A 12,305-nucleotide genomic window follows, 5' to 3' on the forward strand; every position below is an offset into this window, starting at 1 on the left:
ATCATAACAGGAGTTCCAATGACACCCATCATCAAAGACCCGTGGAACGGGAGCGTCATGCGCGCCATCACCTACGACCAGCACGGAGAAGCAAGGCAGGTACTACGCCTGGTCGAGCAGCCGCCCCCCACTGCGCCCGCAGCCGGGCAGGTGCAGGTGCGGGTGCTGTCCCGGCCCATCCACCCCGGCGACCTGGCGGGAGTGCAGGGCTTTCCGGGTGCGCCGCAAGGGCGGTTCGCCACGCCACGCATTCCCGGCCTGGAGGGAATGGGCGTCGTCGAGATAGTCGGCGAGGGGGTGCAGGATCTGCGGCCCGGTCAGCGGGTCGCCTTCTTCCCGGTGCCGGGCGCGTGGAGCGTACTTCTCACGGCACCGGCCGATCTGGTGGTGCCGGTGCCCGAGGGCGTCAGCGACGAGACCGCGGCCCTGATGCTGGTCAACCCGGTCACCCTGCTCACTCTGTTGCGGGCGGTCGAGGACGCCCAGCACGGCCAGGCAGGTCCGGTGGTGCAGACGGCCGCCGGTTCGTCGGTGGGGAAAATGGTCAGCGCCGCAGCGCTCAAGCACGACATCCCGCTGGTCAACCTGGTACGCAGTGCCGCAGGGGCACAGGCCTTGCGGCAGCGCTTCCCCGGACTGCCGGCCATCTCGACGGCCGACGCGGACTGGCGCGCTCAGGTCCGGGACGCGACCGGCGGCCGGGGTGCCCAGGTCGTACTGGACGCGGTGGGCGGATCCCTGACCGGTGAGCTGGCCGGGCTGCTCGACGACGGCGGCACGCTGATCACCTACGGACAGCTCGGTCCCGGCAGCACGCCGCTGGAGTCGCTCGCGCTGCCACCGCGGGCCCTGACCGTGCGGGGCGTGTCCATCGGCCACTGGATGACCCGCACGCCAGAGGGACGGGCCGAGGACGTCGCCTTCGCCGCCCGTCTGGCCGCGACCGCCCCGGAACTCTTCGAGGTCGCAGCCGGCTACGACCTCGCCGACTTCGCGAAGGCCATCGACCATGTCCGCCGCCCCGGCAAGAGCGGAACCGTCCTGCTCACCAGCCCCGCATCCTGAACCCCTCGGAGGGCACTGCCATGAAGATCGGAACCCTGGGCTCCGGGACCGTAGCCCAGGCCATCGCCCGTCATGCCGTGGCCCACGGCCACCAGGTCGTACTGAGCAACAGCCGCGGCCCTGCCTCCCTGGCCGGGCTCGCCGACGAACTCGGACCGCTCGCCCACGCCGGCACCCCGGAGGAAGCCGCCGCGGCGGAACTCGTACTCCTCGCGGTCGGCTGGCCCCAGATCCCGGACGCGACAGCCGGCCTGCCGCACTTCGACGGACGCATCGTCATCGACGCCACCAACCAGTTCGCCTCGCCGCCCCCGCATACGAAGATCGCTGACCTGGGCGAGCTGACCGGCAGCGAACACGTCGCCTCACTGCTGCCCGGAGCCCGCGTCGTCAAGGCGTTCAACACCCTCTACGGCCAGTACATCGCCGCCGACCCGCGCCACCACGCTGGACGCCAGGTGCTGTTCCTCGCCGGTGACGACGCTGACGCCAAGACGACCGTCAAGGACCTCACCGCCGCCTTCGGGTTCGCCCCCGTCGATCTCGGCTCCTTGCGCGAGGGCGGACGCCTCATGCAACTCGGCGGCCCACTCTCCGGCCTCCACGCCCTCAAACAGGACTGAGCCGGCCCTCGCCCGTTCCTCGCCCTCCTCCTCATCCGCCCCTCGGCACAAGGAAGTTACTCATGACCACCCAGTCCCTGCTGCAGCCCGTCCGCCTCGGCGCGCTGGAGCTCCGCAACAGCGTCGTCATGGCCCCCATGACCCGCGCCCGCGCTCAAAACGCCGAGCTGGTCCCGACCGACCTGCACGCGACCTACTACGCGCAGCGCGCCGGCGCCGGGCTGATCGTCACCGAGGGAACCTGGGTCAGCCCCGACGCGATCGGCTTCATCCACGTCCCCGGCATCTACACCGACACGCAGACCGCCGGCTGGGCGAAGGTCACCGAAGCCGTCCACGAGGCGGGCGGGCGGATCGTCTCCCAGCTCGGCCATGTCGGCGCGGCCTCCCACCCCGACCACCTCGGCGGCCGCCTGCCCGCCGGACCCTCGGCCATCAACCCCGGCGAGAAGTCCTTCACCCCCTCCGGCCCGAAGGACACCCTCACTCCGCGCGCCTACACCGCCGCTGAGATCGCCGGCACCATCGCCGACTACCGCCATGCGGCCGAGAACGCCCGCCGAGCCGGTTTCGACGGCGTGGAACTCCACGCCCAGGTGTCCCACCTGATCCCGCAGTTCCTCAACCCCCGTCTCAACCAACGCACCGACGCCTACGGAGGCAGCAGCGAGAAGCGGGCCAAGTTCCTCCTCGACATCCTCGACGCCGTCACCGACGTGTGGGGCAGCGACCGCATCGGCGTGAAACTGTCCCCGGGCTGGACCAGCGGAACCGCGTTCACCGCGGACGAGGAGACACTCGCCGACTACGACCAGCTGCTCAAGAAGCTCAACGACAGCAGCCTGGCCTACCTGCACCTCCTGGGCACCCCCGGCAGCATCGAGGAGCGCATCGCCCTCTTCTCCCGCTACCGCGCCCACTACCAGGGCAACATCGTCGCCAACCTCGGCTTCACCCAGGCCCTCGGCAACGAGATCCTCGACCACGGCATCGTCGACGCGGTCTCCTTCGGCGCCCCCTTCATCGCCAACCCCGACCTGGTCGAGCGCTTCGCGCAGGGCCACCCGCTGGCCGACGGCGACCCGGACACCCACTACGCCGGTCACACCGAGGGCTACACCGACTACCCCGCCTTCACCGCCAACTGAGCAAGAAGATCTCCGTGAGCAGCAACATCCGAGCAATGATCGCAACGGAACAGACCCTGCCGGTGCCGGGATCGGTGATGGTGTAGCCGTCCTCAACCCGCTCCAATGGAGCCCCGGGACTGCGGCCAGGACCGGGGCGGGCATGGTGTCCCCGGTGAAGATCGCGTGCCGGACGGACGGGAGGGTACGGCCCTTGCCGCGGGCGGCGTCGGCCAGCAGCTGGTAGAACACCGGCACCGACTGGACCACCTCGGGCCGCTCCCGTTCGACCAGGTCGAGGAGACGGCCGCCGTCGGTGACATGATCCGCGTCGACCAGGACGACCCGGCCGCCGCGGGCGAGCGTCGTCCACACGTCCAGCAGGCACACGTCGAAGTTCAGAGGCGCGTAGTTGAGCACGGTCGTGCCGGGGCCGATTCCGAAGGTCGGGCCGGCCCAGGTCGTGAAACGGTCCAGCGCGGGGAGGGCCAGCGGCACGGTCTTGGGCAGGCCGGTGGAGCCGGAGGTGGTGAGCAGGAGGGCGGTTCCGTCGAGGTCGGCGCGGTCGGCGCGGTCGGCGCGGTCGGGGCGTCGGTCCGGCCGGGACGTGGCGGGTCTTCCCGGGCTGAGTACGAGACGTACCCCGGCCTGCTCGTACAGGCGGTCCAGGATGTCCTCGCCCAGGGTCGGCGAGGGCAGCAGCAGCGGGCGCCGTACCAGGAGACAGGCCAGGATCAGGGCGAGAGTCCGGGGCGACTTGACCGCGGGGAGGGCTACCGGCCCGTCCGCCGGGATCCGGATGAGCCGGTCCCGCTCCCGTTGCGCGCGCCCGAGCAGCGCCCCGTAGCCGACCGTGTGCCCCCGCCAGACCAGGGCGGTCGCCTCCGGGTTCCGCCGGGCGTGGTCCACGATGTCGTCGACGAACGAACGCGGCCCTGCGGCGATGGTGCCGTCCACGTTGTCTCCCTCCGGTCCCCGTTCGGCGCATGTTCGACGAACTCGGTGATCCTCATGGTGGTTTCGGTACCTGGAGGATCGTTGGAGCCTGGCTCGGCGGGCGCCGGATGCCGGACGTGCGAAAACGGCGGCCCGCCCGCGCCCCCGGTGAAGGTGGGGCGGGCCGGCCGCCGTCGGTGGGGCGGGGAGCTTTCTCAGTCGCCGAGGAGCGCGGCGAGCGCAAGGGCCGGGTCGTGCGTCGGCGGACCGGCGGGCCACCAGGTGCCGGACCGCTCCTGGTACGGGTACCAGCGGCCGTCGCGCCCGTATCTCAGCTGCAGCCCACGGCCGGACAGCGTCCAGCGATTGTCACGGACGACAAGGTCGGGCGACTCGTCGTCCTCCCAGCCCGTCGAAAGCGCCGTCCGGGCCCGGGCGACTTCGGACCGCGGGGGCTCCCACGCCTCTTCGAGCACCTTCAGTCCGGCGCCGCCGCCGAACCGCCAGGCCTCGGCCGCCCGGTCCAGCTCGTCCGGCCTGCCGCAGGAGTCCCGAAGCCGCCGGGGTACCTGAGGGTCGGGGTGGGTGGCGGCGATCCGTACGGTGTCCTGCCACACGTCGAGCGGCCGGGGCGGCTCGCCGATCAACCCCAGGGTGTACGAGAGCAGTTCACGCGCGCGTACGGCCGCGTCGGCGACGAGCCGCTCCAGCGGATCCGCCTCGATGCCGGTCACCGGCTCGGTGCTCCCCTCCGGCGGTTCGGGCAGGGGCGGGAGCCCGGGGAGGGGAACGACGGGGCGGGCGTACGCCTCGGCGACGGGGATCCCCTCGACCGCCCCGGTGGCCCGCGCGCCAGGGCGCCCCTCGCCGTGCTCGACCGCGTCGTCCTCGGTGTCCTCGATGTCCGCGGTGCTTTCAGGGTCCGCAGGATCGTCGGCCTCGGTCATGGCCCGTACGAGGAGGACGGACTTCAGCTCCTCCAGCGCCTCCGACCACTCCCGTCCCCGTACCAGCAGCAGGAGCTGCGGCTCCTCGTCGAGCAGCCAGGAGAACTGGTAGCCGAGCGCGACCGTGTGCGCGCACGGATGGTCCGGCTCATCGCAGTCGCAGTCCGCTCCGAGCTCCCCATAGCCGGGCAACAGCCCCAGCCGGGCGTCCTCGGCCGCCTCCAGCAGATCGGGCGGGAGCTCCCCGGCGAGTAGCGCCTCCGCCTCCGCCGGCCGGTCCGCGGTCCGCTCCCAGAGCGCGTCCCACTGGTCGTCGTCCAGTTCGGGGAGTTCAAGGCTCACGGTGTACGGCTCGTCCGCACCGCCGTACACCTGCGTGGCGACCCGCCCCGGGCTGACCGAGAGGGGGCCGAGGCGGCCGGAGCGGGCCAGGGCCCGTCCCTTCTTCAGCACATCCTCCTCGGGCCAGCCGTCCTCCATCGACTCCCCCCACGCCCCGCCCCACCAGGACTGGCCGCGGGTCCGACCGCCCTTGCGGGGCGGGAAGGCGGTGAAGCCCCGGGCCCGGTCGTCGTATTCCTCGCTCATCCCGCGCTCCTCAGCTCGACCAGGTTCGCCAACTCGTCGTTCCCGAGCCGGCTCAGAGCCTGCTCACCACTGCCGACGACCGCGTCGGCGAGCTCCCGCTTGGCCTCCATCAGCGTCGCGATCCGGTCCTCGACCGTGCCCTCCGCGATCATCCTGTGCACCTGCACCGGCCGGGTCTGGCCGATGCGATACGCCCTGTCCGTGGCCTGGGCCTCGACGGCCGGATTCCACCAGCGGTCGTAGTGCACGACATGGTCGGCCCGGGTCAGGTTGAGGCCGGTCCCCGCAGCCTTAAGCGACAGCAGGAAGACGGGAACCTCGCCGTCCTGGAAGCGGCGGACCATCTCCTCCCGCTTGGCCACGGGCGTCCCGCCGTGCAGCAGCTGGGCGGGAATGCCCCGGTCCCGCAGATGCCGTTCCAGCAGCCGGGCCATCGCAACGTACTGGGTGAAGACCAGCGCCGCGCCGTCCTCCGCCAGGATCGTGTCCAGCAGCTCGTCCAGCAGGGCCAGCTTGCCGGAGCGGCCGGCCAGCTTCGGCTCGTCCTCCTTGAGGAACTGGGCGGGGTGGTTGCAGATCTGCTTCAGGCCGGTGAGCAACTTGAGGACAAGACCGCTGCGGGCGATTCCCCCGGTCGACCTGATCTCGTCCATGACGGCGCGCACCTGCTGCTCGTAGAGGGTGGTCTGTTCAGCGGTGAGCGCCACCGGACGGTCCGTCTCGGTCTTGGGCGGTAGTTCGGGCGCCACCCCCGGGTCGGACTTGCGGCGGCGCAGCAGGAACGGCCGGACGAGACCGGCGAGGCGCCCGGCGGTGGTGCCGGTGCCGGGATCCGCGGGGCCGGAGGCGGACCGCTCGGCCTCGACCGGGGCGATCCAACGGCGACGGAAGTGGCCATGGGTACCGAGCAGGCCGGGGGTGGTCCAGTCGAGGATGGCCCACAGTTCGGAGAGGCTGTTCTCCACGGGGGTGCCGGTGAGCGCGATCCTCGCGTCCGCCGGGATCAGCCGCAGCGCCCTTGCCGTGGAGGAGGAGGCGTTCTTGACGTGTTGGGCCTCGTCCGCGACGACCATGCCCCAGCGGTGATCACCGAGCCGCTCGGTGTCCAGGCGCATCGTGCCGTAGGTGGTGAGGACGAAGCCGGTGTCCGCTCCGTCGAGGCTGCGGCCGGCGCCGTGGAAACGGCGTACGGCCGTGCCGGGGGCGAACCTGCTGACCTCCCGCTCCCAGTTGCCGAGCAGCGACGCAGGGCACACCACGAGGGTCGGGGCGCGGCTGCCCTCGTGCTCCTGGCGGAAGAGATGGAGCGCGATGAGCTGGATCGTCTTGCCCAGGCCCATGTCGTCGGCGAGGCATCCGCCCAGACCGAGCGAGGTCATTCGGGCCAGCCAGTCCAGGCCGTGCAGTTGGTAGTCGCGCAGGGTCGCGGCGAGCGCAGCCGGCTGCCCGACGGAGGCGTCACCGGCGGGGTCGCAGAGCAGGGCACGCAGGGCGAGCAGCCAGGCGCCGTCGGCGACCGGTACCTGCTCGCCGCCGATCTCCGCGTACCCGGTGAGGGCGATGGCGAGCGTCTCGACGGCGGTGAGGGGCCGCAGATCGCGTTCCCGGGCCTTGCGGGTGAGTTCGGGGCCGACGAACGTCCAGTGGCCGCGTATCCGTACCACCGGTCGCCCCGCCTCGGCGACGGCCGCGGTCTCCTCCTCGGTGAGCGGATCGCCGTCGAGGCAGAGCTGCCAGCGCAGCGCGACGGTGCCCTCGCCGCCGAGGAAGGAACGCAGGTCGGAGGGCGGGACGCGATCCGCGCCGACCGTGGCCCGTGCGGTCATCCGGTGGTTCGCCTCGTCGGGCCACCGTACGTCGACGCCGTGCGCCCGCAGCCGCGCCGCCGCGCCGCTCAGCAGCAGGGCGAACTCCTCGTCGTCGAGGTCGAGTTCACGTGGCACGGGGAGTAGCCGCGCGAGCGGCTCCCATATGGTCGCGGCGCGGCGCACGGCGCGGACCGTCTCGGCCTGGGCGAGCGGTCCTAGTGCGTGCGGGGCGCCGTCGAAGAGGTCCGAGGAGGTCAGTTCCACTGTCGGGTCGGCGAGATCGGAGACCAGGGGCACGACCTGTCCGAAGGGCACGCCGTTGGCGCCATGGACCAGCCGCACGGTCAGCGAGACCCGTACGCCCGAGTCGACGCCGACCGCGATCTCCTCCGCCCAGGCCCGCAGCTGCGGTACGTGCTGGGGCTCGGCGGCGGCGAACGCGGCACGGCCGCTGGCGGCTTCGGCGGCCGCGGTGCGCGGCAGGGTGTCGGCGACGGCGTCGAGGAAGGAGCGCAGTATCCCGTCCGGCCGCGGCAGCAGCGTGCTGCCCGGGACGGGCACGGCGAGTGCCTCGGGTGGCGCGGCGGCGGCCAGTGCGCGCAGCCGCAGCACGTCCTCGGGATCGAGGGGGCCGGCCCGCCAGGCGTCGTAGCCGTCGGCGGAGACACCCGGCAACAGCCGTTCGCGGGCGGCGAGATGGAGCGCGAGCGCGGTGGCGGCACCCCAGAAGGCCGCGGCCGGGTGGACGGCGTCGTCGGCGCCCTCGCGGCCGTACTCGCGGCGGGCCAGGGCCAGGACCGGCAGGGCGTCGCTCACGGAGAGGCGTAAGACGGGGACTTTACGCAGCCCCTCGGCGGTGGCGAGCTCGGCCTCCCCCGCGACGCCGCAGGGTACGCCGGGCGGGCCCACGCCCTCCGGGTCCCAGAAGGCCATACGACCCGTACGGGCCGGGTCGCCCGGCTCGAAGGCGACCGCACACCGCGCCAGCCGTCCAGCGTGCTCACGCGCAATCCACATCATTGGTCCCGCTTTCCGCTTTCCCGATCCCGTTTTTCTTGTTCTGCGTTTCTGATCCTGCTTTTCCGATCCCGGTATCGCGGCCCACCCGCGGTCCACGGCCGCTCGAGCGCTGTCTGCGACGGTGACCGGAAATCCCGGTGTCTCCCCGCCGGCGCCGATCGTGAGCGTGCCGGCGACGAAGCGCCGACGGCTTGGAGTGGTCATCGTGCCTCTTCTCGATGGGAGGACGCGCCGAGCGGTGTGAGCGTCTCGGCGGCGGTCACGCCGCCTCCCGGGCCGACAGGGCCCGGTTGACATCATGTAGTCAAACTTGACCACTCTTCGCTGGGTGAAGTAAACGCCCCTCTGGCGATTTAGTCAAACTTGATTAGAATGCGGGCCACCGCGGGGCCACCGCGGGGCCGCCATGAGACCGGAAGAGTCCCAGGAATCCCTCACCGTTCGTCCCCGGGATGCCGCTTCCCCGTCGCGTACGGGTTCGTCTCCCCCTCCGCGAGCACGGCGTGCACCCCCATGAACGGTTCGCCCTCGCCCGCGAAGGTGTAAGCTCCGCCCTCGATGCGCCGGATGAGGTCGCGAGTCCACTGGGCGTCGGCGTCGGCCGAGTGGACCCACAGGTTCATGATCTCGCCGATGTGTCCGAGCTGACCTGGGCCGTCCTGGGGCGTGTAGTACTCGGTGACCGCCTTGCGCCACTCCTGGATGGCCCGTACCCGATCGTGCAGCAGTCGCAGCGCCTCCTCGCGCTCCAGGTCGACGATGAAGCCGAGCGCCGCGGCGAGCACGTCCGACTTCTGGTCGTACGCGGTCAACGAATCGCGTAGCAGCAGGAAGTACTCCTCCGTGCCCTTCCCCGTCACCTCGTACTCGGTCCGCGGCGGGCCGCCGACCGTGGACGGGGCGGTTTCGTGCGCGTGCAGCAGGCCCTGTTTCTCCATCTGCTTCAGGGCGTGGTAGATCGAGCCCGGTTTGGCGTTGGACCACTCGTGGGCGCCCCAGTACTCCAGGTCGTTGCGCACCTGGTAGCCGTGGGCCCGCCCGTGCTGGCGCACAGCGCCCAGCACGAGGAGACGGATCGCTGACATGCGCTCCAGGTTATGACGTCGGCGGCGCACGACTGCGGCGGAGGACCGGTGGACGTCAGGTCCTGGCTTTTCGGCCGCGACGTGGCTGTTCTGCCCACAGCAACTGCCTGCCCTGCCGGCGCCGGTGCACCACCGGACCAGGCGACAGGGGCGGCCGTGCACGCTGGTGCTGACGAAGACCCAGGATCTGTTCACCGGTGAGCAGACGGTCCGCCGTCAGGCCGCGGCCGACCTGGCATGGCTGATGTCGCTGCGGAACCGATGACCACCGAGCGGGTACGACGCCGGCTCCTCGCCATGCGTGCACCCGCAGAGCGCAGTGATCTGGGCTATGCGGTCACCGGTCGGCGCTGCCGGGCGGGATCGGCCACCATCAGGCGTCTCTTGCTGGACATGCCTTGTTCCCTGTCCGCTGATGTCCCAAAAAAAGACGGTCAGCGTACCTCCCACCCGCTTCTCCTCGTCCCTGGTCGGCATTGACAACCACCCTCGCACCCCTTCACCATCATTCCACTAATCAAGTAGTGGAATGATGGTGGTGATCGTGGAGTACCGCATCGACAGGCGGAGCGGGGTCCCTGCCTTCCAGCAGATCGTGCAGCAGACCAAGCAGGCCCTCCGGCTGGGCGTACTCGTGCCGGGTGACCGGCTGCCCACCGCCAAGGAGGTCGCCGCGACCAGCACGGTCAACCCGAACACCACCCTCAAGGCGTATCGCGAGCTGGAGCGCGAGGGTCTGGTCGAACCGCGACCGGGCCAGGGCACCTTCGTACGCCGCACGCTGGGCCGCCCCGAGACGGGCACCGACTCGCCGCTGTACGCGGAGCTGGTGGCGTGGATGTCGAAGGCGGCCGGGGCCGGTCTGGAGCAGGAGGACGTGGCCGCGCTGGTCGCGTCGGCGATGGAGAAGCAGTACGCCGCCGGGAACGTGGCGGCAACGGGGTCCGCGGCAACGGGGTCCGCGACAACGGGGTCCATGGGGGCCACGACAACTAGGAGCACAGGTGAGTGAAGGTATGTACGCGGGGGAACCGGCGATCGAGGCGTACGGGCTGGGGATGCGCTACCGGCGGGGCTGGGCGTTGCGGGACTGCTCCTTCCGGCTCCCGGCGGGACGGATCTGCGGCCTGGTGGGACCCAACGGGGCGGGCAAGACCACGCTGCTGAGCATCGCGGCCCATGTCCTGCAGCCGACGAACGGATCGATCAGCCTGTTCGGTGAGGCTCCGGGCTCGGTGGAGTCCGGTCGGCGCACAGCGTTCCTCGCCCAGGAGAAGCCCCTGTTCCGCCGCTTCACCGTGGCGGAGACCCTGCGTCTGGGCCGGGAGCTGAACCCCGGCTGGGACCAGCGCGCCGCCGAGGACATCATCCGCGCGGGCAACGTGCCCTTCGACGCGAAGATCAGCACCCTCTCCGGAGGCCAGCGCACCCGCGTCGCCATCGCCCTCGCCTTCGGAAAGCGCCCCGACCTGCTGCTGCTCGACGAGCCGATGTCGGACCTCGACCCGGTCGTGCGCCACGAGATCATGGGCACCCTCCTCGCCGAGGCCGCCGAGCGCGGAACCACCGTGCTGATGTCCACCCACGTCCTCGCCGAACTGGAGAACGTGTGCGACTACCTCGTCGTCGTCTCCGGCGGCGGAGTGCGCCTCGCCGGTGACGTGGACGAGCTGATGTCCGTGCACACCCTGGTCACGGGCGCCAAGGAGGGTGACGGCATGCCTCCCGCCCCCGCCTTCGGGCACCACACCCTCGTCGAGTCCCGGACCAGCGGACGGCAGTTCACCGCGCTCATCCGCCCCGAGGGCCCGGTCACCGGCCCCTGGGACATGAACGCCCCGAACATGGAGGAACTCCTGCTCGCCTATCTCCGCTCACCCGACGCACCACCGCTGATCACCCCCACCGCCCAGGTCCACGGCCAGGGGTTCGGCACCGGGGCGGTGGCGGCATGAGCACCTTCACCCGCAGCTCGACCAGCACCTCGACCGGCTCCACGAGCGACGGCAAGAACGGGACCATGAACGGGACCACCGACGGGACCTTGAACGCGACCACCACGGAGGCCAACCGGCGCCCCCGACTCAGCGGTATGACCTGGCTGGTCTGGCGCCAGCACCGGGCCGCGTTCTGGACGATCCTCGCCGCCACCGCGCTCTCCGTGGCCTGGATCGTCTACCAGCGCGGCCAGCTGGTCGACTTCCTCGACGGCTACGGCTATCCCGGCAAGAGCCTCGACGAGGCGGGCGGCAAGTTCCAGCAGTACGACGACGCGTTCTCCTTCGTCTCCATGGGTCTCCAGGCGATACCCATCCTGCTCGGTGTCTTCCTCGGCGCCCCGCTCATCGCGGGCGACCTGGAGAACGGCACCGCCAAGCTGGTCGCCGCCCAGTCCATGAGCCGGACCCGCTGGCTCGCCATGAAGCTGGCGCTGGCCGGACTGGTGGTCGTGGTGAGCACGGGCGTGTTGTCGGCGGTGTTCGGCTGGTGGTGGAACCCCGTCAAGTCCGAGGTCACGCTCATGGACTGGACCTCGGGCGCCGCGTTCAACACGACGGGCCCGGTGCCTGTCGCCCTCACCCTCTTCTCCGTCTTCGGCGGGGTGGCGATCGGTGTGGTGCTGCGGCGCACGCTGACGGCCATGGTGGTCACCTTCGGTTTCACCGTCGTCCTCCAGCTCGTCTGGGGCTACTTCCTGCTGTCGCTCGGCAACGTCGTCACGGTCACGACGAACAAGGGTGTCACGGGCGATAACGTGTCCCCGTCGCTCCCCCACGGCGCCTACGAAATCGACCAGTCGTATGTCACCGGCAGCGGGGATCTGGTGGGCTGGAGCACCTGTTCGGGGTCGCACACCGACGCGGCTCGGCAGGTGTGCTTGGACAAGGCCGATGTCGTGGGCTGGTCGGTGCAGTACCTCCCGATGTCGCAGATGAACGCCATGCAGTGGTTCGGGGCGTCGATTCTGCTCGCCCTGACCGCCGGTGTCGTGGCGTTCCTCTTCTTCTGGGGTCGTAAGCGGCTCGTCTGAGTCCCGTCCCCCGCGCGCCTTTCGGAGGGGCGCCTCTTCCCACCCTTTGATTCCTTGTCCCGTCGGACGGGCTGC

The 12,305-nt window shown here is 71.0% G+C and carries 9 protein-coding genes and 1 pseudogene; 6 read left to right on the forward strand and 4 right to left on the reverse strand.

Translation table 11 applies throughout. From position 1 onward, the window contains the following. The first annotated feature begins 18 nt into the window (after window positions 1–18). The 3 genes from M2271_RS38250 to M2271_RS38260 all read left to right on the forward strand — a co-directional run bounded on the left by M2271_RS38250 (window position 19) and on the right by M2271_RS38260 (window position 2,836). Window positions 19–1,065, forward strand: a complete 1,047-nt coding sequence (locus tag M2271_RS38250; protein ID WP_280892064.1) for a zinc-binding dehydrogenase — start codon at window positions 19–21, stop codon at window positions 1,063–1,065. 20 nt (window positions 1,066–1,085) lie between these two features. Then, the gene (locus M2271_RS38255) at window positions 1,086–1,688 is read left to right on the forward strand and encodes an NAD(P)-binding domain-containing protein (protein ID WP_280892065.1); all 603 of its coding nucleotides are present in this window, start codon (window positions 1,086–1,088) and stop codon (window positions 1,686–1,688) included. A gap of 62 nt (window positions 1,689–1,750) precedes the next feature. Further along, window positions 1,751–2,836: an alkene reductase gene (locus tag M2271_RS38260; protein WP_280892066.1), complete on the forward strand. Its 1,086-nt coding sequence runs from the start codon at window positions 1,751–1,753 to the stop codon at window positions 2,834–2,836. A gap of 135 nt (window positions 2,837–2,971) precedes the next feature. Here the strand turns inward: M2271_RS38260 and M2271_RS38265 are convergent. The 4 genes and pseudogenes from M2271_RS38265 to M2271_RS38280 all read right to left on the reverse strand — a co-directional run. Further along, window positions 2,972–4,030: pseudogene (locus M2271_RS38265) on the reverse strand (AMP-binding protein); the annotation flags it as partial. Beyond that, a complete protein-coding gene (locus M2271_RS38270; RefSeq protein WP_280892067.1) occupies window positions 3,967–5,286 on the reverse strand; it encodes a hypothetical protein in 1,320 nt (439 codons plus the stop codon). The pseudogene M2271_RS38265 and the gene M2271_RS38270, both read right to left, overlap by 64 nt. Continuing rightward, complete coding sequence (locus M2271_RS38275) at window positions 5,283–8,111, reverse strand: DEAD/DEAH box helicase (protein ID WP_280892108.1); 2,829 nt, start codon at window positions 8,109–8,111, stop codon at window positions 5,283–5,285. The genes M2271_RS38270 and M2271_RS38275 overlap by 4 nt, the downstream gene beginning before the upstream one ends. Window positions 8,112–8,548: 437 nt before the next feature. Continuing rightward, window positions 8,549–9,199, reverse strand: coding sequence for a PadR family transcriptional regulator (locus tag M2271_RS38280; protein WP_280892068.1), 651 nt, complete (start codon window positions 9,197–9,199; stop codon window positions 8,549–8,551). A 529-nt stretch (window positions 9,200–9,728) separates the two neighbouring features. Here M2271_RS38280 and M2271_RS38285 point away from each other — a divergent pair. Genes M2271_RS38285 through M2271_RS38295 form a run of 3 tightly spaced genes read left to right on the forward strand, consistent with a single transcriptional unit; the run spans window position 9,729 to window position 12,230 of the window. Then, window positions 9,729–10,211, forward strand: a complete 483-nt coding sequence (locus M2271_RS38285; RefSeq protein ID WP_280892069.1) for a GntR family transcriptional regulator — start codon at window positions 9,729–9,731, stop codon at window positions 10,209–10,211. 4 nt (window positions 10,212–10,215) lie between these two features. After that, complete coding sequence (locus M2271_RS38290) at window positions 10,216–11,154, forward strand: ABC transporter ATP-binding protein (RefSeq protein ID WP_280892109.1); 939 nt, start codon at window positions 10,216–10,218, stop codon at window positions 11,152–11,154. Further along, window positions 11,151–12,230 carry an ABC transporter permease subunit gene (locus tag M2271_RS38295; RefSeq protein WP_280892070.1) on the forward strand — a complete coding sequence of 360 codons (1,080 nt, stop codon included), beginning with the start codon at window positions 11,151–11,153 and terminating at the stop codon, window positions 12,228–12,230. The genes M2271_RS38290 and M2271_RS38295 overlap by 4 nt, the downstream gene beginning before the upstream one ends. Window positions 12,231–12,305 lie beyond the last annotated feature (75 nt).

Source organism: Streptomyces sp. LBL (genome assembly GCF_029893585.1).
Lineage (GTDB): Bacteria > Actinomycetota > Actinomycetes > Streptomycetales > Streptomycetaceae > Streptomyces.